The organism is Phycisphaeraceae bacterium (assembly GCA_019636735.1).
Taxonomy (GTDB): domain Bacteria; phylum Planctomycetota; class Phycisphaerae; order Phycisphaerales; family SM1A02; genus VGXK01.
In genome coordinates, this window is record JAHBWY010000001.1 from 426,533 (window position 1) to 449,702 (window position 23,170).

The following is a 23,170-nucleotide window of genomic DNA, read 5'->3' on the forward strand; positions in this document are numbered from 1 at the left end:
GGCTCAGGTGTGGTTCATCGCCTCCGCACTCGCGATCCTGCTCATCTGGAACCTGGTGCTGATGTGGCTCGCACCTCGATGGATCGCGGTCCAACAGGATTCGATGAGCTATCTCGGCGACTTCTCGATCCGAACGATCGGCTATCCGTTGATTCTCCGTTCGGTGAGCTTCATCTGGGGTGACTTGCGACCACTCGCGTTCATGCAGGTGAATGCCGTGGCGTTGTCAATGGTCGCGCTTGCGGCCGCGACGGCCCATGTCCTTGCGCCGCGCGATGGGCGAGAGCGAGAGCGCCGGCCGCTGCTGGCTGCGGCCTCGTGGAGCGCGGCTGGAGTTCTGCTCCTCTTCATGGGAACTTCCACGCGCATCTTCGAGACGAGCTTCACCGTCATGGCTGACGGTCCATTCATCGCGGTGTCATGCCTCGTCGCCGCCATCATCGCGCTCTCAGCGCGGCATCGGTCCGCGTGGCTGCCACCGCTTGCAGCCGCGTTGATCGCGGCGGCGATTCTCATTCGACCAGTTGGAATCGGTCTGCTTCCGGTGGTGCTTCTGCCCTGGTGGTGGCATCGCCACGACCTCGGTTCCGCGTCGACCGCGTGGTGGCGGCCGGTGCTCCGACTGCTGCTGCCCGCGCTTCTGACGCTCGGTGTGATCCTCGGCGCAGCGTCGATGCGGAACTTCTCTCGTCACGGCTTCTTCGGTCTGTCGACGATGGGCTCGATCAGCCTCGCTGGGCATGTCGCGTGGATGGTGTCCCCCGAGACCGTCCCGTCAGAACCGGAACTCGCGCGCCGGATCGAAGCGCAAGTGGCTCCGATCCTCGAGGCGCGCCCGGCGCTTGGGTGGCCCACGGGGTACTACCTTCACACTTCGGACGAATACAACATCCTGCTCTGGATCATTCTCGCGCCGACCGTTGATCGATGGTTGGCCGAACATCCGCCTGCCGAAGGCACCCAGGCGCGGGAGAGGGAGCGTCTTCTTCGAGTGCTGGCCACTGAGCCGGTTCGACATCGCCCCTGGGCGTACACCCAGCATGTGCTGGCGAACGCCTTCGGGTGTACGCACTGGTTCGGCCGGGGCGCCAGCGTCCGGTCGGCGATCGAGGGAGCGACTCCCGGCGGCCTCGAGTGTCTCGAGGCGTTGCCACCTCAGCAGAAGGCGCTCTTCGAACAGTGGATCGAAACCCCAATGTTCGATTCCAACTCTCCAAGGAGCTTCGTCTGGGAGCGACTCCGACGGGGGATCGACGACCGGCGCAGGATCTATGCGGCGATCACGGCTGCGGCGACGCTCCTCGGCGTGCTTCTGCTTCCATGGGGCGGGCGCCGGGCTCATGACGGCTCAGGGCCCCTGACCAAGTTGGCGACTTCGCCGGAGGCGCGACTGCTCGCGGCATTCGCGCTCATGGTGTGGAGCCCGATCCTGCTGATGGCGCTCTCGGCGACCATCATCTTCCGCTACACCGATGCGCTCGACCCGATGCTTGCGTCATCGGCCGTTGTCGCGATCTTCGTTGCCGTTCGGGCGCTGAGCGAGGTGAGGGGCTCATTCAGCCGCCGCAACCAGAGCGAGAAACTCACGAGCGACAACAGCCGCAGCCCGTGATCGCGGATCCGATCGGCATGCTCCCGCACCAGCGTGTCGATCGCCGCGGGCTCAAACCACTCGCGCAGGGCCGGCTCGGCCAGGGCATCGCGCACGAAGCCCTTGAGCGCTCCGTCGAACCATGAGCTCACCGGGGCGTTGAAGCCCTTCTTCTTCCGGTCAAGAATGGTCGAGGGCAGGCGACCGCGCTGACTCTCCTTGAGCAGATGCTTCTTGCGTGAGCCGCGCATCTTCATCGATGGCGGGAGCGCCGCAGCAAACTCGACCAGCCCCGAGTCAAGGAAGGGGGCGCGGCTCTCGAGCGAGTGCGCCATGGTGGCGCGATCGACCTTCACCAGGATGTCATCCACCATCCAGGTCTTGATGTCCACATAGCTCGCCTGGTCCAGCCAGTGGCAGGAGTCGACCTCCCGGAAGTGACGGTCGAACTCGCTGAAGCCATGTTCGGCGGTGACGCGCGACGCGTGATCAGGTCGAAGCAGGGAGCGCATTGACTCCGGGCCAAAGATGACGCGCCACCACCAGTGAGCGCGTCGGAAGGGGAGCTCCGCCCCCGCAAGGAACTGCCGAAGCTTGTAGTCGAAGCTCACCTTGCCGTGCGTCGTGGGCACGAGATGCTCGGCGCCCCAGCGCAGCGCTCCCAGCAGCGGCCGCGGAATGTGCCGCACGCGTCGATGGAGTCGATCAGCGGCGTAGGTCTCATACCCGGCGAAGAGTTCGTCGCCACCGTCGCCCGAAAGGCTCACCGTGACGAACTCGCGCGTGAACTGCGAGAGGAACCAGGTTGGCATGAGACTCGTGTCGGCCAGAGGCTCATCGCCCGCGACGGTCAGCGCCCGAATCACGCTCTCGGCGTCGGCCGTCTGCGTGCGATCGCGATGGTCAATTCCCAGAAGCATGGCCACCTCGCGCGCCTCGGCGACTTCGTCGTAACCCTTCTCCTCGAAGCCGATGGTGAAGGTCTTCACGCTCGATGGATCACCCGCGCGGGTCATCGCCGCCACAATGGTCGAACTGTCCACCCCGCCCGAGAGGAAAGCTCCAAGCGGCACATCGCTCACCATGCGCTCGGCGACGACGGCATCGATCCGAGCGGCGAGCTGCTCAGCGAGGTCGCGTTCGCTTGGGCGGGAGTGAGTCGCCTCGGCGCTCCGGAGCGTCGCGGCGGTGTCCTCGGTCACGCCGTCGTCTCCTCGACGCGGCATCTCCTTGCGGCGGAACACCTCGGCAAGATCCCAGTAGCGCCGCACGCGCGGCGCCGAACCGCGCGAGAGCGTCATAACATGCGCAGCTTCAAGTCGGGAGACGCCCTTGAAGAGGGTTGTGGTGCCCAGGGTGTAGTTGAGTGAGAGAAAGTCACCGAGACCGATCGGGTCGACACCACGGGCCAAGCCCGGATGCGCGAGCAGCGCCTTCGGCTCGCTGGCGAAGATGACTCCGCCGCCCTGCGCCGCCGGAACCTCCGCCCAGAAGAGAGGCTTCTCGCCGAGTCGGTCCCGCGCGAGAAGCAGCGTCTGGGTGGGCACATCCCAGAGGGCGAAGGCGAACATGCCCTCGAGGCGCTCGAGGCAGCCCTCGCCCCACCGTTTCCACGCTTCGAGAATGACCTCCGTGTCTCCGTGGGTACGGAAGCGATGTCCGAGCGACTCAAGCTCCCGCCGCACGCGCCGGAAGTTGTAGATCTCCCCATTGAAGGCGATCCACGCCCGGCCCTCGTGGTCCGACAGAGGCTGGTCGTTCGACGCAGCGAGATCGATGATCGAGAGGCGCCTGTGTCCGAGCACCATCGGACCCAGCGCCCTGACACCGCCGGCGTCGGGGCCACGATGGATGATCGTTTCGCTCATCGCGCGAACGATCTCGGGGTCGGGGGCCCGCTCCCAGCTCAGCCAGCCGCAGATGCCGCACATGGAAGGCTCCAGCGTAGCCGAGGGAGCGATAGGCTCACCACCTGAACGGTCTCAGCCGCGCTCGACCGCAATCCTCCGGAGTGACCCATGCTCTACACGATTCTCAGTCTCATCCACCTGGTGCTCTTCATCATCGCGGCGATCGAAATCGCCTCGTCGACGAAGCCGCTCATGCACAAGGTGCTGTGGCTGCTCCTGATCTTCCTGCTGCCCCTCGTCGGCCTCATCATCTACTTCCTCGTCGGGCGAGGGAAGTAGGAGAAGTGCGGCGTCGACAGGCGCCGCGCGGATGGATCAATCGAGCTCGAACGCGTGCTTGTAGTCGAGCTTGAGCGCGGGGTCCTGGTCCTCCTTGCGGAGGAAGCAGTTCTCCACCACCAGCGCCTCGATCTCGCAGCCCATGAAGCAGCGGAAGGCGTCTTCCGGGGTGCAGACGATCGGCTCGCCTCGAACATTGAAACTGGTGTTCACCAGCACCGGGCAGCCGGTTTTCTGCTCGAAGGCCTTGAGCAGCGCGTGGTAGCGCGGGTTGGTCTCCGCGTGGACCGTCTGCACGCGCGCCGAGTAGTCAACATGGGTGATGGCCGGCACATCGCTGCGCGGCACATTCAGCTTGTCGATGCCGAAGAGCTGCTGCTGCTCCGCCGTCATCGGAATGCGGCGTGACTTGACCACATCGGCGACCAGCAGCATGTAGGGGCTGTCACCGTCGAGTTCGAAGAAGTCCGCGACGCGCTCGCGCAACACGCTCGGGGCGAATGGTCGGAAGCTCTCGCGATACTTGACGCGCAGGTTGAGCGTCTTCTGCATCGACGCGCTCCGCGGGTCGCCCAGAATCGAGCGACCTCCGAGGGCGCGAGGACCGAACTCCATGCGCCCCTGCGCCCAGCCGACGGCCCTTTCATCAGCAAGCGCCGTCGCCGTCCGATCGATGAGGGCCGCGTCGCTGAGCACTTCGAACTTGGCGCCCGCGGCCTTCAGCCGTCGCTCCACATCAGCCTGCTCGAAGCGCGGTCCGAGGTAGCTGCCCTGCATCGAGTCAAGAACCGGTGCCACCGTTCGCGGCTTGTCGGCGTAGCCGTAGTAAGCCGCGAGCGCGGCGCCGAGTGCGCCGCCAGCATCTCCGGCCGCGGGTTGGATCCAGAGGTTCTTGAATGCGCGATCACGAAGGATCTTGCCGTTCGCGACGCAGTTGAGGGCGACGCCTCCGGCCATGCAGAGGTTCTTGCAGTCATGCTCGCGGGCGAGCGAACGCGTCAGCCGAAGCATGACCTCCTCGGTCACGATCTGCACCGCGGCGGCCAGGTCCATGTGACGCTGGACCAGCAACTCCTTGTCGGGCTTGCGCGCCGGGCCGCCGAAGAGGTCGTCGAAGGCGCCGTTCGTCATCGTCAGACCGGTGCAGTAGTTGAAGTACTTCTGATTCAGTCGGAAGCTGCCATCCTCCTTGAGATCGATGATCTCGCGAAGGATGAGATCCGCAAAGCGCCGCGCCCCGTTGGGTTCTCCATAGGGCGCCAGGCCCATCACCTTGTACTCGCCGGAGTTCACCTTGAAGCCGGTGTAGTAGGTGAACGCGGAGTAGAGAAGACCGAGCGAGTGGGGGAAGTGCAGCTCGCGCGTCATGACGAGCGAGTGGCCCTTGCCCATGCCGACACTGGTGGTGGTCCACTCACCCACGCCATCGAGCGTGAGGACCACGGCCTCCTCGAATGGCGACGGGTAGAACGCGCTCGCCGCGTGGCTCAGGTGGTGCTCGGTGAAGAGCAGCTTCGCGGGGTCGAAACTCGGCTCCTCGTCGCGAAGGGCATGTTCGAGCATCGACTTCTGGAAGAGCTTCTCCTTGAGCCACAGCGGCATGGCCATCTTGAAGCTGCGGAAGCCCCTTGGCGCCCAGGCGAGATAGGTCTCCACCAGCCGCTCGAACTTGATGAACGGCTTGTCATAGAAGACCACGAAGTCGATGTCGCGCAGCGTGGTCCGCCCCTCGCTCAAGCAGTAGTGCAAGGCGTTGCGAGGAAAGCCCGGGTCGTGCTTCTTGCGGGTGAAGCGCTCCTCCTGCGCGGCGGCCACGATGCGACCGTCCTCAACGAGTGCGGCGGCGGAGTCGTGGTAGTAGGCGGAAAGTCCGAGGATGCGCAAGGGCGTCTCTGGTGCGGTGACTGCGAGGGAGAAAGGGCCGTGATCGGCAGGCGCGGTTCAGAAGAGCGTGTAGATGAACGGTGCGATGGCCGATCCCTTCGCCATCACCAGCAGGCCGCCGATCAGCACCAGCGTCAGAAAGACGGGCAGCAGCCAGAACTTCTTGCGCTCGGCCATGAAGGCGAACAGTTCCTTGATGAATCCCAACATGGAGGTCCTCGCGTGAGCGCCTGTGGCTCAGAATTGATTCTTCATGCTCGCCGGAGCAGGTCCGGGCGGATCACGGGGGATCCAGTAGCTCTTCGCACTCGGGTCAAGCGTCATCCGAAGCAGGTCCTTGCGCCAGATGAAGCGAACAAAGAGGCCCATCGGCGTCATGACAACGGCCCAGAGAATGAACATGACCACCGGATTGACAATCACGAAGAGGACCATCGCAAGGCCCATCCACGCCTTGTTGAGCGGGCGAAGAATGGACGGCGAGAGGGCCGCCGCGAGCACCAGCACCACGCCGACCGCGCCCATCCACCAGGGCCACGGTCCCCACCCGCTTTCGCTGACCCAACTCCCATGCCGGTAGCGGTACCAGCACATCAGAAGCAGGGCGAGGCCCATGAGGATGCCCCCGACCTGGAAGCCGAACTTCCGGTCGCTGGGACCCTCGATCTCATCCTTGCGGGAGAGATCTTCGTGGATGGCACCCTTGGTGGCGGCCATGGCGGGGAAACACTCTACCAGAGGCCCGTGAGGATCGTCCCCACGGTGGCATCAGGACGAATGTCATCATCGTCTTGCGAAGTCGATGATCTCCAGATCTGAGTTGATGCGTCCGAAACCCTTGCTCTTGAGGACGCGCGGCCCGCTCTTCTCGTCGAACTCCATGTAGACGACGACGATTCGACCGGTTCCGTTGCGGCTCAGCAGGAAGTCCGCCTTGCCGTTGCCATCGAAGTCCCGAAGCCGCTCGATGCGCCAGGTGTTGGACTCGAGCATGAGTCGCATGCGAGCCCGCTCGGTTCGATCCGCGTTCATGAACCACACTTCGAACTGATTCTGGGAGGTGTTGTTCCAGACAAGGTCCGGGGTGCCATCACCATCGACATCGCCGCCGGCCACCAGCTCATAGTCGCTGGCCGCATCGGGCCATTGGATGAGCGTCTCCGTGGTGCCCTGGAGATTGAAGGTGAGTTGCAGCAGCTCGCCGGAGTTCGGCTGCCGCAGCATGAACTCGGGGCGGCCGTCGCCGGTGATGTCGACCGGCAATGGCATCCAGTTCGAGTCGAAGAGATTCACGACAACTTCGCGGAAGACAAACCCCTGGTTGTTCATCAGCCACACTTCCAGATTGCCGTTGCTGGCATTCCGAAGCACCAGGTCATCGATCGCGTCACCATTGAAGTCGCCAAACGAGACGAATTCGAAGCCATCCGGCAACTCGCCGATCTCGTTCTCCACCGTGATCTCAAGGCCGTTGCGGAGCCATCCGTGGAGAACGCCGGTCTTGCGATCGTTGAAGAGCAGGTCGCCCGATCCATCGCCATTCAGATCCGGAGTGGCGAGCAGGTCCCAGCCCTCGGGGTACTGGGCGATGATCTCCGTCTTGGGCTTGAAGTTGTTGAGGACGCCGTCGGACTGCATGGCGTAGATCGTCCGTGTCTTCGGATCGACCATGATGAAGGTGCCGACGACCGTACCGAAGTCCGCCTGCAACGGCGGAAGCTGGACGGGGTTTCCAGGCGTTGATGGTCCGCCACCACCACCGCCACCGCCGCCACCACCACCGCCAGGCTCGGTTGGCGCCGGTGGCACTCCGCCGCCGGAAATCGGTCCATCGCTTCCGCCTCCTGGCGTTCCGCCGGCACCCGGTGAAGTGCCGCCGCCTTCGGCAACGAAGGTGAAGCCATACGCCGCGCCGCTGGTGCCGCTGGGTGACTCGCTGGAAATCGCCGCGCGTGTGCCATCGGGGGAGAGCGAGACGCTTCGACCGAGTGCGCTGTTCGGCACGGCGCTCGCCACGAACAGATCGGTGGTGTCAAGCGTCCACACACCGCCGATCTTCTTGAACGCAAAGGCGGCGCCGTTGTTCGCCGCCCCCGAGTCATAGCCAGGTGCCGAAACGAGCACGACGCTCTCTCCGAGCGGCTCAAGTGGTCGCTGCACGGCCACCGAGTAGCCGAAAGCATCGTTCTGGAAGGGATCGCGCTGCTGGACCGGCGTCGCGTTCCAGACGGCGCCGGCGCCTTCGTAGATGTACGCGCGGCCAACGCCGACCACCTGACCCGAGCGCTTGCCCGGAGCGCCGACCACCAGCACGCCATCGCCCAGCGCGACCGACGCGCCGAAGGCGTCCCCGGGTTGAATGTCCCCGGGCACGAGCTTGGTGGCTTGGCTCCAAGTGGTGCCAGCCCGCGTGAAGACATATGCGGCGCCAGCATTCGGTCCACCGCCGTTGGTCTGACGCTGCGTGCTCGACACGAGCGTGTCACCTCGGATCGATACGGCGTAGCCGAAGTTGTTGTTGTCGCCGAGATCGGCGGGAGCCAGCTTGGCCTGCTGCGTCCACGACCCCTCGGAGCCGGTGAAGACATAGGCGGCTCCCTTGTTGGTCGCGCCGTCGAGCACCTTGCCGACGGCAATGACTCCGGGACCAGCCTCGGGCATGTCGACGCTCACCGACCAGCCGAACTGACCAATCGCCGTGGGATCATTGGGGCGAATGGTCGCCCGCAGTGACCACGCGTCGGTCTCCGTGTTGCGCGTATAGACGAACGCGGCGCCGACGAACGCCTGCCCCGTCGCGCCGGTGTACCCCCAGGCGCCGACGACCAGCGTGTCGCGGCTCATCGCCACCGAGCAACCGAACTGCGCGAGCGTGGCACCGAAGTCCTCACTCACCGGAGGCGCGATGACGGCGTGGGGTGTCCATGCATCACCAACACGCTTGAAGAGGTAGACGAGTCCAGCGCCGATCTCACTCTCGACCGTGGCGTCGGGCGCACCGACGGCAAGGAAATCGCCGTTGGTGGCGTTGGCGAAACCGAAGCGCTCGCCGAGCACGATCTGCGGGAAGGAGGTCAGCTTCTGACCCGCAACCCACCCCGCCAATGCCGCCGAGGCGGGCACCACAAGGGCCATGAGCACGGAGACCAGAAGACGACGATGAAACGCTGAAACCATGGACTTCCTCAGCCTAGACACAGGGCACGCCTTCCGGGAAGGGAAGGAGCCCGCAACTCCCTCTAGGGGCTCTCTTCGGGCATCGTTGGGGGGGACTTCGCCCTTCCTCGATCAAGCCACCCATGAACGGTCAATTCTCCCAATTATTCGGACGATTTCACGGGGATGCGGCCGAAACCTCTTTCGTAGGTACAACAAGCCAGCTTTGCGGACGCTGCGCCGCTCCGGGCCGCGTACGCCCGCCCGACTGACACGACCGCCCAGTCTCTCTCGTGACGAGGATCTCAACGATGTCGACCCTGCTCTGCTCCACTCGTGCCGCAGCGGCTCCGCGCCGATTCCTTGCGGCGTCCCTCGCGTCCATGCTCTGCCTGGCCGCGGCCGCGCCCCTCTTTGCCCAACAGCAGGATGTGCCACGAGCGCAGGATCGTCGCGGTCAGGGCGGCGGCTTCGGCGGCATGCGCGGCGGGGGCATGATGGGCGGTCCGGGCGGCGGCTTCATGCGGCGTGCGATGGATGGCTTCCGTCCCGAGTTCATGCGGCGCGACCTGCCGCTCATTCGCGAGCAGTTGGCGCTCGATGACACGCAGCGCATGGTCGTCGAGCAGCTTCTGCTCGACTACGACGAGGCCTTCAACCCGGCGTCTCAGGAGGCGCAGGAGAAGATCCGCAACTCGATGCAGGAGATCGCTGCGGGTTTCTTCAACCCGGCCATGCGCGAGCGCATGGAGTCGGCGATGCAGGGCCTTCGCGCGGATATCGAACAGATCGCTGCAGAGAGTGGCGGCGAGATCGATCCGGAAGTTCGCGCGGCCCTGATTCGAGAGCGGATGGGCAAGTTCCAGGATGAGATGATCCGCGAGCGCGAGCAGTCCGGCGCCCAGGCGCAGACCCGCGAGACCATCGGCCGCATGATCGACACGATGGAGGACTGGCACAACCAGCGCCGAAAGATGCGCGATGACCTCCTCGCGGGGATTCGCGCGATTCTTTCGGAGCAGCAGGCGGAGAAGTGGGAGTCCTTCGATCGCTTCATGCGCCGGGAACGCACCATTCCGCTCGGTTCTCTCTCCGGCGAGCAGGTCGATCTCTTTGCCATCCTCGATGAAGCGAACCTGAGCGAAGAGGTCATGGCGACGCTCGTTCCGACGCTTGACCGCTATGAGATGGAGCTCGATCAGGCCCTCCGGGCGCGCAACACCTTCCTCGAGCAGAGTGAGATCCGCTTCCTCCGAGCGGCCCAGTCGGGCAACTCACGCGAGGTCGAGGACACGGCGCGACGCTCGGCGGATCTGCACCGCGCGGTGCGAGACATCAATGATCGGTACCGGGTCGAGGTCGTGGCCCTGCTGCCGGAAGAGCTTCGTTCGCAGGTCCAGCGCGCTGCACTGGTGGCCGGCTATGACCGGGTCTACCGACCGACGCAGGCCGAGCGCGCGTTCGAGGCGGCGCTCGAGTGGGATGACATCACGCCCGAAGTGCGCACCGCCATCGCGAATCTCAGCACGCAATTCGGCGTCGATGTGGCATCGCTCAACGAGCGGATGATGACGCACCTGCGCCGACAGGAGCCGCTCGACATCGTTGAACAGTCGGGGGCGATCATCTCGATGGTGAACGGTCTGCCTCCGATGGGCATGGGCATGGGGCGTCGCTTCGGCGTGGGCGGCGACACGCCCGATCCGATGCAGGACATGCTCTCCAAGCGCGGCGACCTCAACGACGCCTACATGCGTCGGCTTCGCGATCTCCTCTCTCCAGAGCAGCAGGAGAAGCTTCCGCAGCGCGGGCGCGGCGGACGCTGGGGAGACTTCCCAGGTGGTGGGCAGGGCGGAGGCATGCTTGGAACGGGTCGAATCGCCGACATGCCTGAGGGCATTCGCGAGCAGGCCCGCCGCTTCGACACGAACAACGACGGCGTGCTCGATGAGACCGAGCGCGCCGCGGCCATCGAGGAGATGCGGCGTCAGTTTGGCGGCGGCCGAGGTCGAGGCGATGGTGAAGGTGGCGGACGCCGAGGGGCGCCCGTCAACTGAGGCTCCGCGCAACGACGAGTTCGCAACAAGTCCCCACGGAGAAGCCCCGTGTCGCACCCTCACGGGTCGTGACACGGGGCCCTCTTCTGCGCCCCGGCCTCGTCACGATCATCCTCGGCGCAGAAAAAGGGCCCTGCTCGTGGAGGCACAACCGAGTCAGGGCCGATCCAGGGGCTTCTTGAGCACGCGTGGAGGAGGTCGCCCACCACCACGGTGCACCGGGAGATCGTTCGATTCGGTCGAGGTCTGGTCCAGCGACCGTGACGGCCGCCATCGCTACCCTGTCGGTCCATGTCGACCATGCCATCTGGAGCGACCGTGAACCGACATCTGGCCGTCTATGCAGGCAGTTTCGACCCCGTCACGCTGGGTCACCTCGATGTGCTCCGCCGCAGCCGACGCCTCTTCGACGAGATCGTGGTGGGGATCGGGCGAAACCCGAAGAAGGAGCCCCTCTTTTCCATTGAGGAACGGGTCTCGATGGCTCGGGCGCTGGTCAAGGAACTCCTCGAGCGCGAGCCCGATGGTGCCGCCTGCCGGGTGGAGGTTTATCACGATCTCACCGTCGACTTCGCGCGACGCCACGGCGCGGTGACGATGATCCGCGGCATTCGAAATGTGACGGACCTCGCGGGCGAGTGCCAGTTGGCCATCACCAATCGCCAGGTGGCCGGTCTTGAAACGGTCTTCATCGTCGCGGGCGAGACCTTCGCCTACACCTCGAGCAGTCTCATTCGACAGATCGCGGCCTTCGGTGGCTCGATCGAGAAGCTGTCGCTCTTCGTTCCGCCGCTGGTGATGAAGGCGCTCGAGGAACTGCGGAACGACCCGTCGAATCCACTCGCGCGACTGGCGCGGGAGGCGGATGGAGAGTGAGCCCTTCGACCGTGATTTCATTTCGGGTGATCTCGATCGGCGCGATGGCCGCGCATCCGCTCTGGGGCGAGAAGGGCGAAGTTCGCCCTGCGCACGCCACGACCACGCTGATTGACGCGGGCGACCGGCGAATCCTGGTCGACCCGTCGCTGCCGGAGAAGTTTCTCGTGCCGAGGCTGCATGAGCGCGCAGGGGTCCTGCCTGAGCAGGTCACGCATGTCTTTCTCACCTCGTTTCATCCGCTGCGGCGGCGCGGCCTCGAGGCCTTTGGTCACGCCGAGTGGATCATCGGCGAGATTGAGCGTGAGGTGATCGGCGCCGATCTCGTGACGCGATTCCGTGAGGCGCATGGCGCCGGCGACATGGAAGTGGCGTCGATGCTCAAGCAGGAGATCGAGCGCCTCGAGCGCTGCCGCCCGTCACCGGATCACCTCGCACCGGGGGTGGACCTCTTTCCGCTCCCTGGGGTGACCCCGGGTACGGCGGGCCTCCTCCTGTCACTGCCGCGCCTCACGGTGCTGGTGGCGGGTGACGCAGTTCCCACGCAGGAGCACCTCGCCGCCGGGCAGGTCTTGTCACCTTGCTTCGACCTCGAGCAGGCGAAGGCGAGTCTCGCGGAAGCCGCGGAGATTGCGGAGATCATCGTCTGCGGGCGGGATAACGCGATCATCAATCCCTCCCGCGCCCCGGCCTCTCCCTTTCCATTGGGCGGCTCCTCCCTAGAATCCTCTCCATGACGCAGCGCTCGTCGAGCGACCGCACCGCCACCTCATCGGCGCATTCCGCCGAGCGGGCCGAGGTGAGCCTTCGGTCGCTCCAGCGTCAGGCGCGCGAAGGTGGCCGCTTCGCCTGTCTCACCTGCTACGACGCGACCACGGCGCGCTGGCTCGAGCGCGCGGGAGTCGAAGTGCTGCTGGTCGGTGACACCGCGGCAGAAGTGGTCCTGGGGTTCCCGTCGACCATTCATGCGCCACTTGAGCTCATGATTGCGTTGACGGCCGCAGTCAAGCGCGGCGCACCGCGTTGCGTGGTGATGGCGGACATGCCGTTCATGAGCTACCAGCCTTCCGAGGCGGAGGCGATCCGCAACGCGGGGCGCTTCATGACGGAAGGCAGCGCCGATCTGGTGAAGCTGGAAGTCGACGGCGCGCATGCCGGACTGGTCGCGGCACTGTCGCGAGCCGGGGTGCCCGTCGTCGCGCACATCGGAAGCCGACCACAGCGCGCGAAGCTGCGCGGCGGATATGCCGCCGAGGGCCGAACCGCCTCCGCCGCCGCCGCGCTCCTCGATGATGCGAGGCTTCTCGAAGCGGCGGGGGCCACCATGTTGCTCATCGAGGCGTGCCCAGAAGAGGTAAGCGCCGAGATCGTTCGGCGTGCGACCATTCCCGTCATCGGCTGCGGCGCCGGCGCGTCGTGCCATGGGCAGGTGGTGGTGCTGCACGATCTGCTTGGATTGACCGATTGGCAGCCTGCGTTCGCGAGACCGCTGGTTGACCTCGGCTCCGCCGTGGAGAGTGCAGCGGCGAAGTGGCGCGAGCGAGTCCGAAGTGGTGCTCTCGGCGAACACCCCATCCGGATGCCCCCCGAGGAGGCGGCCCGATTCGCCGCCCTTCGTGGAACGCAGGCCTGATCAGGCCGAACAGAAGGAGACACGGTGCGACGAGTCGAGCATCTTGGACCGGCGATCGTGGTGGTGATCGCGGCGGCGGTGCTGCTCGTGGCTGGTCCCATGGCCTATCGCGGCTATCGAGCCGCGCGAACGGAAGCTGAGGTGCGTGAGGCGTCGAGGCGGCTTCTCGACAATCCGATTCTCGATGCGCTGAACCAGGCGTCGCGCGATGTCGCTCGCGTGGTTGAGCCGAGCGTGGTCCATGTGAGTACGGCGGGCGTGACGCGGGGGCGCGGCGGCAGTCGAGGTTTTGCCAGTTCGGGCTCCGGTTGGATCTGGGATGACCTCGGTCACATCGTGACCAATGCCCATGTTGTCGACGGCGCCAGCACCATCGAGGTGCAGCTCTTCGATGGATCGCGCCGCGAAGCGACGCTGGTCGGCATGGAGCTTCGCGCCGATGTCGCGGTGCTCCGCATTCCTTCGGGTGGCCTCATGCCGGCGCAGCGCTCGAGCGATGAGCCGCGTCAGGGGGAACTCGTCTTCGCCTTCGGCAGTCCCTTCGACTTCCGCTTCAGCGTCTCAAGCGGCATTGTCTCCGGAGTGGGTCGAACGGCGGGTCTGGCCGACCTTGACTATGAGAACTTCATCCAGGTGGATGCCGCGATCAATCCGGGCAACAGCGGCGGTCCGCTCACGGACATCATGGGGCGCGTGATCGGTATGAACACGGCCATTGCCACGGGGCGTGGAAGCACGCTCGGCCAGGGGCAGTCGGCGGGCATCGGACTCGCGATTCCCATGGAGATGATCGAGAGCGTCGTCACGCAGATCATTTCAACCGGCCGCGCCGAACGCGCGTATCTCGGCGTCTCCGTGATCGGGCTCGCGGATCTTCGCCAGGTGCGCCGGCCCGATGGCGACCCGATGGTCGCCGCTGCGCTGCGCACGCCGCAGGGCGAGGGAGTTCTGGTCACCTCGGTCGTGCCGGGCAGTCCGGCCGCCGACGCGGGACTTCGAGTGGGCGATGTCATCACGGCCATCGCCGGAGTTCGAGTGGCAGCCCAGAAGCAGGTCTTCGCCGTGGTTGGCACGCAGCGCCCCGGCGCGCGAGTGAAGATCGATCTCTGGCGACCGGAGACTTCCGGTGAGTCAGGAGAGCGGCTCACGCTCCAAGCGGCGCTCGTCCCGAGTGATCCCGAAGTGAGCTATGTCGCTTACGCCGCGGCGGTGCGCGCGTCGGGGCTCATGCGGCTCTCCACCGCGACCCCGGAGAATTGTGCGCTCATGGGTGTGCCGTTCCGGCGCGGAGTGCTCATTGAAGAGATCGCCCCCGGCTCGTCCATGGCCCGTTCGCTCGACGCGGGCACGATCATCACCGCCGTCGATGGCCAGAGCGTGGCATCGGTTGATGAGTTCTACACGCGCCTTGTGCGTCTGGTCGCCAACCGACTGCTGCGCGGGTCGGAGGTCACGCTCACCGTCGCCAATCCGAGCGGCGAGGTCGGCGTGGTGGCGCTGCGACTCGATCAGCGCTGAGGAGCGGCGCCGCGCGAGTTGGAAGGCCCCTTGTGGTCAAAGGGGAGTGCCCTGCGGCGCGGTGGCTGCCGAAGCACCTGTTCGGCCATCTGGTTGCGGCTACGATGCTCCTCCCGTGGCCACCACCGAGCGCACCAGCCCGAATCCCGCTCCCGGGTCCGCCCCGCGCGGCGCCGAGCGCCCTCTGCTCGAAGTCCGCGACCTTCGCACCTGGTTTCCCATCCGTCGCGGCTTCCTCCAGCGCACGGTCGGCTTCGTGAAGGCGATCGATGGCGTGAGCTTCCACATTCGGCGCGGTGAGACGCTCGGACTCGTCGGTGAGTCGGGCTGCGGCAAGACAACGGTGGGTCGGACCATCCTCCGGCTCATTCCCGCGACCGGCGGCGAGGTCCTCTTCGACGGCGTCAATGTCTTCTCCCAGGGCTACGCCTCCATGCGCAAGCTGCGAAGGCGAATGCAGATCATCTTCCAGGATCCGGGCGGCAGTCTGAACCCCCGCATGCGCGTCGGTCGCATCGTCGGTGAGCCGCTCGAAGTGCATGGATTGGCGCGCGGCGATGAGCTGCGTCATCGCGTGGAGAGTCTGCTTGAGCGATGTGGACTCTGGAAGGCCGCCGCGGATCGCTATCCGCATGAGTTCTCCGGAGGCCAGCGTCAGCGCGTCGCGATTGCGCGGGCCCTCGCGCTCGAGCCGGAGCTCATTGTCTGCGACGAGCCCACCAGCGCGCTCGATGTGAGCATCCAGAGCCAGATTCTGAATCTTCTCTCCGATCTCCAGGATGAGTTCGGTCTGTCATTCCTCTTCATCAGTCACGACATGGCGGTCATTCACCATGTCTGTGACCGGATCGCCGTCATGTACAACGGCAAGATCGTGGAGGAGGGTGACCGCGACGACATCATCAACCGTCCGCAGCATCCTTACACGCAGGCCCTTCTCTCAGCCGTTCCGGAGGCGGATCCGCGCCGCAGCCGCCAGCGCGTCAAGTTCGAAGGAATGCGGATGTGAGCGACGCTCGTTCCCTGTCCCCCGACCGCTCTCCGGGTGACCCCTCGCGGGCCGGGGCGCAGCCGCGGCGCGATGGACCCGATGGCGAAGGCCCGATTCCAGGCACAATTTCCGGGCGCGTCTTCGTCTACTGGTTCGGCAGCTTCTTTGTGCTGCTCTGCATCGCCACAATTGTCGGCGGGTGCCTCGTGACCGGCGGGGTTCGTCGCACGGCATCGGAAACGGACAATGCGATGCGCACGCTCGGGTGGGAGTTGTTGCGCTGGTCGGCTGGCCATGGAGGACTGTTCCCGACTTCGGAGAACGAGTTCCTTGATGGCTTGAGAGTGGCGGTCGACCCCGAGCCGGCGCCAGCACCAGCGAGCCCCGCTGATCCTGAAGCGTGGCCCTCGGATCAGCGCACCGCGCTCCAGGGGCGCCGACTGGCGAATCTTCCCGACGCGCTCACGCGGATCACGATTGAATGGCCGACCAAGCCGAATCTTGCGCCGGAACTCTCCGCAGGTGGGAAGCCGATGCTCCCAGGGACCGCCAACGCCGTGCGCGGGTGGCTCACGGCGTGGGTTGAACACCACCGTCAGCCTTGACGCGTGGCGGTACGCTGCCGAGTGTGAGTGGAACGCCAAGTCGAGAGCCGCATGCAACCAAAGAGTCGACGCGCCCGGTCCGCGAAGGGGGCACGCCGATGACTCCTGTCGCGACACAACCCGAAGGCGGCGTGGATTCCTCGGGCGCCGCCGGAGAGGCGATGCGCCGGGTGGCGGCCGAGACTCCACTTCACGATGTGATGAAGGGATGTTCGCGCTGGGAGATCCCGGTGCACGATCATGGTTTCATCGCCCTGGTCGATGTCATGCCGAGGCTCGTCCCGCAGGGACAGACCGCCGACTCCGCCATCGTGCAGGCAGCGCGCGTGAGCTACGGCCAGGGGACCAAGCAGGTGAGCGAGGATCGCACGCTGGTGCGCTATCTGCTCCGGCATCGTCACACGACGCCCTTCGAGATGATCGAGTTCAAGTTCCATGTCGCCATGCCGATGTTCGTGGCCCGGCAGTGGATTCGTCATCGCACGGCGAATGTCAACGAGTATTCGGCGCGCTACTCGATCGTGCCCGATCGCTTCTTCAGACCTTCGCTCGAGAGCATCCGCGCCCAGAGCAAGGTCAATCGGCAGGGGGGCGATGAGCCGGTCGAAGTCTCGACAGCCGAGGAGTTCCTCGCGTTGCTCGAGCGCGCCGAGGCGAACTACCGCGACTATCTCGCGCTCACCGAGAAGGGAGTGGCGCGGGAGCTCGCACGAGCGGCGCTCCCCGTGAGCGTCTACACCGAGTGGTATTGGAAGTGCGACCTGCACAACACGCTGCGATTCCTCTCCCTGCGCATGGATCCTCATGCCCAGCGGGAGATTCAGGACTTCGCGCAGGCGATGTTCCGCCTCATTCAGCCGATCGTGCCCGTGGCGTGTGAAGCGTGGCGCGACTACGACTTCGAGTCGATGCACCTGACGCGCCTCGAGATCGAGGCGATTCGCAGCGGGCAGCCCCTCGCCAGCGCCAACAAGCGCGAGCAGGCGGAGTTCGCCGCGAAGCAGGCGCGCCTCGGCCTTCAGTCCTGAAGCAGCCTCTGCCCTTCAGACCTGAACAATCCTCGACGGGTTGACGAGGCGTCGCGATGGCCGTGCGACCAGCGTTCAGCGAGCCGATGGACCCGAGGTCAAGAGGGCGTCGACCAGCTTCCCAGGAGCAGCGCCAGGTCGCTGCCGTCGACGACACCATCGTTGTTGAGATCGGCGTTCACGACACCGATGAAGATCGGCGCCGCGCCCCAGCTTCCAAGCAGAAGCGCGAGGTCGGCACCATCCACCGAGCCATCGAAGTTGATGTCCGCGACGCCAGCCGGAGAGACGACGCGATGGAGATCCATGCGATAGGACCATGGTGCGCGGATCAGGTGCAGGCGTGCATTCTCGATGGCGGAAGATTGCCGTGGTCCTATCGAGTTCGCGGAGGAGAGATAGGTGGAGACATCCGAGCTCGTCATGCCGTAGCTGTCGAGGATCACGATGGAGCCCTCGAGACCGGTGGCGGGCGCTGCGGCGGTCAGGAGCGCCGGCTCGCTGGCGTTCACCAGCGTGTTGCCGTCGAGCAGCAGATTGAGCCAGTGGTGGTCGAAGGTCATGCCCCACTGTGGGCCTCCGACCCGATTCTCATCGAAGTCGGTGGAGTTCCAGGTCTGCGAGCTGATGAAGGTTCGTGCCAATCGATTGTTGCCCGCGAGCACTGTCAGCTTGCCGAGGAAGAGAGCGTTGGGGTCGTTGCTGTCGAAGAGTCGCTTCTCGCCGAGGGTCGGCGCCGACGCATTCGAGCCGTTGAGCTGCACCGCCTGGCTCACCGACGGATGACCCGAAGGCGGATCGCAGATGACGGCGGACTCCGGTCGCTCAATCACCTGCCGAGCCACCAGGTCGTATCGATAGCCCTCGGTGAGTTGCGTATGCACCATCGGGGCGATGATCGCGGGCTTTCCGCTCTCGACCACCTGAAATGTGCCCGGCACCCGGTGGAGGAAGGTGACCGAACCCTCGCCGCGGACCTCGGCCGTGAGATCGGGATAGACGCAGAGGGCCGTGCGATCGTCAACACCAATCCCGAGGAGATCAATCCCGGCGACCTGCCAGCGGTTCGCCAGCATTGGCGCAAGGCGACCAATGCGCCCGCGCTCCGTGAAATGGGTGTCGAAGAGCACTCCCGGGACGAGCTCCAGGAAGTCGGTCGTGAAGGTCATCCACGGGTGGGTGGAGTTCTGAAGCGCCTGCTTCGGCGTCAGTGATCCGATCTGGGCGTTGTAGATGACCTTGCCGAGCACGGCGCACCCCGCGCTCGTTCCGCCCACAACACCACCGTTGTCGTACACGGAACGGATTGCTGCCTCGGTCAGCGTGTTGTTCCAGAGATTGATGTACTGCCACTGATCACCGCCGCGCATCCAGATGATGTCGGCGGAAGCGATGATGCCGGCCGTCGTGGCATTGTTCGCATTGGCTGCGGTCACATTCACGAAGGTGACGCTGCTCGCCCCGGCATTGAGGAACGCGTTCTGGATGGCGGGATCAGTACCGCTGGTCCCCAGGACCACCACCTTGGCTGCGCCGCCATGCTGCACCATCCAACCGAAGACCGACGGCGCCCAGCTTCCGCCGCTTGGACCGCCGCCGCCTTCGGCGCAGATGTACCCCTGCGCCTGAGCGTCAGAGGGCGTCAAGGCGATCAGGGTGAGAGCAGTTGTGACCAGCGCGGAGAGAAGTCCGCGGACCATGCGTGACAACTTCGAACGGGCGCCATCGCGGCGCTCCCGACCACGGACTTCAGAGGTGAGCATTGGACCCGAGTGTAGCCCTCAGCCTGCGATGTCAAACCAAGGCCATCGCTCTTCGCGCAACCAAGACGGTGGCATGAGCCGCCGCCGTGTTCTCGGCCCTGCCACCGCCGGGCAGGCATCGCCTTACCCACCAAGGCGTGCCCGAAGAGCGGCCTCTTGGGCCGGAGTCCAGTTCCCATGCAGGAACTCGACATAGATCGTGCTGTAGGGCAGGGGATTTGGAGTCTTGATGATGGCCACTCGATGCGTCTGCGACACCTGCCGCAGGCGATCGATGATCTGCTGCTGCGTGCGGGAGCTGTCGATGGCCACCTCGCCCGCTTCGCGCTGCACCGCGCTCCTGAACTGGTCGATGCCCGGAACCTCCGACGGTGTGATCGCCATCAGTTCACGATCAACCCAGATGACCGGAGTCACATGGCCGTATGCGGCGGATGAGGCGAGCACATCTCGAAGCGCCTCGATCGGATCGATGTTCATCGGTGTGGTGCGCCACCCCGCATGCGATGACTTCGGGAATGATGCATCGGCGATCACCACCCAGTTGCCGGCGCCCATGTGAGGCATCATGGTGTCCGAGACCTGGCGGAAGGTCGGGGGCGCCGCCGGCTTCGACTGGTTGGTGCACCCTTGGGAGAGAAGTGAAGTGATCGCAAGGAGCCCGACGCCGATCATGGATTTGAGCATGGTCGAATCATCCCTCTGGCGGCAAGAGTCCGCAAGTCACCGTCGTGCACGCACTCTCTGCGGGAGATGGCGGGAGTCGGTCGATAGTCTCTGCATCTGATGCGACTCGTTCGAACACTCACGGTCATGATGTTCACCGCCTTGGCGGCCGCTACCGCAGGGTGCTCCAACAGGGTGCATGTCTATGGCACCTTCGATGAGGTCTGGGAGCGCACCGAGGAGGCGATGCAGGCGGCTCGCTTCGAGGTGGCTGGCCGAAGTGCCCGTTACGAGCGGGTGGAGCGCGATCCAGCGCGCGGCACGCTCAAGTATGTCTGGACCAAGGGCACGGTCCAGCCGGTGCGCGTGGTCGAACTCTCCATCGAGCCCGCGGCCGACTCTCCGGGAGCGCCATGTCCCGCGCTGCCGAGAGTGATTCGAATCAACGCGTGGAGTTGGACGCTCTTCGGGTGGATGCAGTTCCCCGATGGCCAGGCGACAGGCGAGGTCTTCACGGCGCTGATGGATGAGTTCGGTCGCGAGCGCATTGCGGTGGCTCCGCTGGCGCCTCCGGACCCCGAGTCGAGGTGACGCCGTGGGCACGCTCGAACGAGTGCGGACGGGAGGGCAGGTGTTCCTTCGATCGCCGAAGCTCGCATCGATGGGAGTGCCCCATGGCTTCTCGACGCGGCATGGCGGCGTGAGTGCGGCACCCTTTGATTCGATGAACCTTGGCCGTGCCGGTGGCGTGCCGGTCGAACTCAGTGATCCGGCCGAGAATCGCGCGGAGAACCTGCGGCGCTTTCAATCGGCAGTGGGCTTGAGCGATCGTCGCGTGGCTCGCGTGCACCAGGTGCATGGCGCGGCGATTGTCGAAGTGAGTGTGTCGCCACCGGCGGGAGGCCCTCGAAGAGACCCCGCGTCCGAGGCCGATCCTCAGGCCGATGCATTGGTTTCGGTGGCCCCCGGCGCAGCCATGATGGTCACCATCGCCGACTGTGCCGCCATTCTGCTGGCCTGCCCGCGGTCCGGTGCGGTGGCCGCGATTCACGCGGGATGGCGCGGCGTGGTGGCCGAGGTTGTGCACGCCGCCGTGGAGCGGCTCGTGGCGCTCCGAGCCGAACGAGAAGAGCTTCGAGCGGCGCTTGGGCCATGCATCGGTGTCGAGGCCTTTGAAGTGGGCGAAGAAGTGGCGCACGCCTTTCGCGACCTTGGCCTCGGCGCTTGCGTGCGAGCACGAGCGAGCGCGAAGCCGACCATCGACCTCGCTGCGGCGGTGATCATGCAACTCGAGGCGGCGGGTCTCTCGTCGGAGCGGATCGATCGCGCCGATGCCTGCACCGTCGCCGGGCGAAGCGAATTCTTCAGCTATCGACGCGACGGCGCGCGAAGCGGGCGCATGGCCGCGATCATCGGCTCACCAAAGGCGCCTTGACCTCGGGTCACCGACCGTCGAGCAGGCGCTCGATGCGCATCATGCCGGGTTGGGGGGTGCCACGACCTTCAAGCAGGTCGAGCGTCGAGAACTGAGAACCATAGGTCTCCTGGTTCACCGCGGTGTCAACCTGGATGTTGAAGCCACCCACGAACGCGCCACCGAAAAGACCCTGTGACCGGGAGAAGATCTCCGTCGCGGGCGGAGCACCGCTCATGGCCGAGGTGGTGCCGCTCGCATCTCCAGCGGTCCCGCTGGCCGACGCGACCATCGTCGTGCCCTGCGTGGCGGCGCGCATGACACCCGCGTCGGTGTTGAAGATGACGACCATCTCGCGTCCCTTGGCGCCGAGCTGAACGCCGATCGTGCCGGAGCCCACGCTGACCGCGATGGGCTGCGACCAGCCGCTGTTCAGGCGCCGCAGCAGAATGCCCTCGCCGCCCGAGCCGCCGATTCCGACGCCGGCGGAGATTTCGCTCAGGATGGCGACGCCGGCGGCATTCTCAAGTGTCGAAGCGGGAATGGGCCTGTCGCTCGACTGAAACTCCTCGAGGATGGCGGTACTTCGCATGATGCGGGTGGACATCGGAGTGCTACCGCACCCTCCGGCCAGGAGCACGATGGTGGAAGCAAGCAGCAGGGAGAGAGTTCTCGTCAACATGGGAGGGCTCCTTGGTCCGGGTTCTGGAGGCGTCGCGCGAAGTTGCCTCGCAGCCTAAAGCCGGCCACCGGCACTCGCAAGCGAACCACTCATCCGAACTGTCGAGCGAGGTTCCTGATGCGAGCCAACGACGCTTCGACCCGATCATTGGAGAGGCGACCCGAGGCGATTGCTTGAGCAATGGCCTGATGCGCGGCATCCCGATGCGCAGGATTCCGGCAGCAGAGGATGAGATCGACGCCCGCCTCAATGGCACGCACGGCGGCCTCTCCTGCCTCGTAGTGATCGCTGATGGCCTTCATGTCGAGGTCGTCGCTCACGATGACGCCCTCGTAACCCATCTCGCCACGCAGCGTCCCCTCGAGCAGCACTCGACTCATGGTCGCGGGGACTCCCGGGTCGATCGCGTCGTAGACGACATGGGCTGTCATGATCGCTGCGACACCGGCGGCAATCGCTGCGCGGAAGGGCGGCCACTCGACCGCTTCGAGTCTCGCGCGGTCATGCGAGACGCGGGGCAGGTCAAGATGGCTGTCAAGCGATGTATCGCCATGCCCCGGAAAGTGCTTGCCGCAGGCGGCGACGCCATGGCGTTGCAAGCCACGCACGAACGAAGTGCCGAGCGAAGCCACATGGGCCGGATCGCTGCCGAAGCTTCGATCGCCCATGATCGGGTTCGCGGGATTGCTGTCGACATCGAGCACCGGTGCGAAGTTGAGGTTCACACCGACATGTCGGAGCTCGCGCGCGGCCGTAGCCGCCGCCTCGAATGCCGCGGTGGCATCGGTCAGCGTCCGGGCCGCTGGCAGATCGGTGAACCCCGCTCCCTTGAAGCGCTGCACGCGGCCGCCCTCATGGTCCACCGCGATGATGACATGGTGGTCGGCGGCCTCCAGAATGTCATTGCAGAGCGCCGCCAACTGCTGGCGGTCGACAAAGTTGCGCGAGAAGAGGATCACTCCCGCTGCGCCTTGGCGCAGGAGTGATGCGGTGGTGTCGTCGAGTGTGGCGCCTTCAAAGCCAACGCAGAGAAGTCCCGCGGCGCGGCGCGTGAGTTCGGCGTCGACCGAAACAGTGTCGGTGTGCTGCTGCATTGGTTCGGAGCGTAGCCGAGCGT

At 65.5% G+C, this 23,170-nt stretch carries 20 protein-coding genes; 11 read left to right on the forward strand and 9 right to left on the reverse strand.

Annotation, left to right across the window (positions count from 1 at the left end; all coding sequences use genetic code 11):
- Positions 1 to 1,464: 1,464 nt before the first annotated feature.
- Positions 1,465 to 3,522, reverse strand: a complete 2,058-nt coding sequence (gene asnB, locus KF724_01625; protein MBX3354380.1) for an asparagine synthase (glutamine-hydrolyzing) — start codon at positions 3,520 to 3,522, stop codon at positions 1,465 to 1,467.
- A gap of 87 nt (positions 3,523 to 3,609) precedes the next feature.
- Here asnB and KF724_01630 point away from each other — a divergent pair, with 87 nt between their 5' ends.
- Positions 3,610 to 3,780, forward strand: coding sequence for a PLDc N-terminal domain-containing protein (locus tag KF724_01630; protein ID MBX3354381.1), 171 nt, complete (start codon positions 3,610 to 3,612; stop codon positions 3,778 to 3,780).
- Positions 3,781 to 3,816: 36 nt separating this feature from the next.
- On the opposite strand, the gene KF724_01635 is transcribed toward KF724_01630, so the two are convergent.
- From KF724_01635 to KF724_01650, 4 genes are all read right to left on the reverse strand, one after another.
- Positions 3,817 to 5,664, reverse strand: a complete 1,848-nt coding sequence (locus KF724_01635; GenBank protein ID MBX3354382.1) for a carbamoyltransferase — start codon at positions 5,662 to 5,664, stop codon at positions 3,817 to 3,819.
- A gap of 57 nt (positions 5,665 to 5,721) precedes the next feature.
- Positions 5,722 to 5,874 carry a hypothetical protein gene (locus KF724_01640; GenBank protein MBX3354383.1) on the reverse strand — a complete coding sequence of 51 codons (153 nt, stop codon included), beginning with the start codon at positions 5,872 to 5,874 and terminating at the stop codon, positions 5,722 to 5,724.
- Positions 5,875 to 5,901: 27 nt separating this feature from the next.
- Positions 5,902 to 6,381, reverse strand: a complete 480-nt coding sequence (locus KF724_01645) for a hypothetical protein (protein ID MBX3354384.1) — start codon at positions 6,379 to 6,381, stop codon at positions 5,902 to 5,904.
- 66 nt (positions 6,382 to 6,447) lie between these two features.
- A complete protein-coding gene (locus KF724_01650; protein ID MBX3354385.1) occupies positions 6,448 to 8,841 on the reverse strand; it encodes a VCBS repeat-containing protein in 2,394 nt (797 codons plus the stop codon).
- A gap of 290 nt (positions 8,842 to 9,131) precedes the next feature.
- On the opposite strand from KF724_01650, the gene KF724_01655 reads away from it, so the two are divergent.
- The 8 genes from KF724_01655 (at position 9,132) to KF724_01690 (ending at position 17,528) form a co-directional block, all read left to right on the forward strand.
- Positions 9,132 to 10,877: a hypothetical protein gene (locus KF724_01655; GenBank protein MBX3354386.1), complete on the forward strand. Its 1,746-nt coding sequence runs from the start codon at positions 9,132 to 9,134 to the stop codon at positions 10,875 to 10,877.
- A 291-nt stretch (positions 10,878 to 11,168) separates the two neighbouring features.
- Positions 11,169 to 11,753: a pantetheine-phosphate adenylyltransferase gene (coaD, locus tag KF724_01660; protein MBX3354387.1), complete on the forward strand. Its 585-nt coding sequence runs from the start codon at positions 11,169 to 11,171 to the stop codon at positions 11,751 to 11,753.
- Positions 11,750 to 12,490: a hypothetical protein gene (locus KF724_01665; GenBank protein ID MBX3354388.1), complete on the forward strand. Its 741-nt coding sequence runs from the start codon at positions 11,750 to 11,752 to the stop codon at positions 12,488 to 12,490. The genes coaD and KF724_01665 overlap by 4 nt, the downstream gene beginning before the upstream one ends.
- On the forward strand, positions 12,487 to 13,386 hold the full coding sequence (panB, locus tag KF724_01670) for a 3-methyl-2-oxobutanoate hydroxymethyltransferase (GenBank protein MBX3354389.1): 900 nt from the start codon (positions 12,487 to 12,489) through the stop codon (positions 13,384 to 13,386). Before KF724_01665 ends, panB begins: the two co-directional genes overlap by 4 nt.
- 24 nt (positions 13,387 to 13,410) lie before the next feature.
- The gene (locus KF724_01675) at positions 13,411 to 14,904 is read left to right on the forward strand and encodes a trypsin-like peptidase domain-containing protein (GenBank protein ID MBX3354390.1); all 1,494 of its coding nucleotides are present in this window, start codon (positions 13,411 to 13,413) and stop codon (positions 14,902 to 14,904) included.
- 115 nt (positions 14,905 to 15,019) lie between these two features.
- Positions 15,020 to 15,913 carry an ABC transporter ATP-binding protein gene (locus KF724_01680; GenBank protein MBX3354391.1) on the forward strand — a complete coding sequence of 298 codons (894 nt, stop codon included), beginning with the start codon at positions 15,020 to 15,022 and terminating at the stop codon, positions 15,911 to 15,913.
- Positions 15,910 to 16,500, forward strand: a complete 591-nt coding sequence (locus tag KF724_01685; GenBank protein ID MBX3354392.1) for a hypothetical protein — start codon at positions 15,910 to 15,912, stop codon at positions 16,498 to 16,500. The genes KF724_01680 and KF724_01685 overlap by 4 nt, the downstream gene beginning before the upstream one ends.
- A 98-nt stretch (positions 16,501 to 16,598) precedes the next feature.
- Positions 16,599 to 17,528, forward strand: a complete 930-nt coding sequence (locus KF724_01690) for an FAD-dependent thymidylate synthase (GenBank protein MBX3354393.1) — start codon at positions 16,599 to 16,601, stop codon at positions 17,526 to 17,528.
- A 98-nt stretch (positions 17,529 to 17,626) separates the two neighbouring features.
- Here the strand turns inward: KF724_01690 and KF724_01695 are convergent, their stop codons facing one another.
- The gene (locus KF724_01695; GenBank protein MBX3354394.1) at positions 17,627 to 19,291 is read right to left on the reverse strand and encodes a Type 1 glutamine amidotransferase-like domain-containing protein; all 1,665 of its coding nucleotides are present in this window, start codon (positions 19,289 to 19,291) and stop codon (positions 17,627 to 17,629) included.
- Between the two features lie 123 nt (positions 19,292 to 19,414).
- The gene (locus tag KF724_01700; GenBank protein MBX3354395.1) at positions 19,415 to 19,978 is read right to left on the reverse strand and encodes a hypothetical protein; all 564 of its coding nucleotides are present in this window, start codon (positions 19,976 to 19,978) and stop codon (positions 19,415 to 19,417) included.
- A 99-nt stretch (positions 19,979 to 20,077) separates the two neighbouring features.
- On the opposite strand from KF724_01700, the gene KF724_01705 reads away from it, so the two are divergent.
- Complete coding sequence (locus KF724_01705; protein MBX3354396.1) at positions 20,078 to 20,548, forward strand: hypothetical protein; 471 nt, start codon at positions 20,078 to 20,080, stop codon at positions 20,546 to 20,548.
- 4 nt (positions 20,549 to 20,552) lie between these two features.
- Positions 20,553 to 21,392 (forward strand): peptidoglycan editing factor PgeF, encoded by an 840-nt coding sequence (gene pgeF, locus KF724_01710; GenBank protein MBX3354397.1) that lies wholly within the window; start codon positions 20,553 to 20,555, stop codon positions 21,390 to 21,392.
- Between the two features lie 7 nt (positions 21,393 to 21,399).
- Here the strand turns inward: pgeF and KF724_01715 are convergent, their stop codons facing one another.
- On the reverse strand, positions 21,400 to 22,053 hold the full coding sequence (locus KF724_01715) for a lipid-binding SYLF domain-containing protein (GenBank protein MBX3354398.1): 654 nt from the start codon (positions 22,051 to 22,053) through the stop codon (positions 21,400 to 21,402).
- Between the two features lie 89 nt (positions 22,054 to 22,142).
- Positions 22,143 to 23,147 carry a beta-N-acetylhexosaminidase gene (gene nagZ, locus KF724_01720; GenBank protein ID MBX3354399.1) on the reverse strand — a complete coding sequence of 335 codons (1,005 nt, stop codon included), beginning with the start codon at positions 23,145 to 23,147 and terminating at the stop codon, positions 22,143 to 22,145.
- Between the last annotated feature and the right edge of the window lie 23 nt (positions 23,148 to 23,170).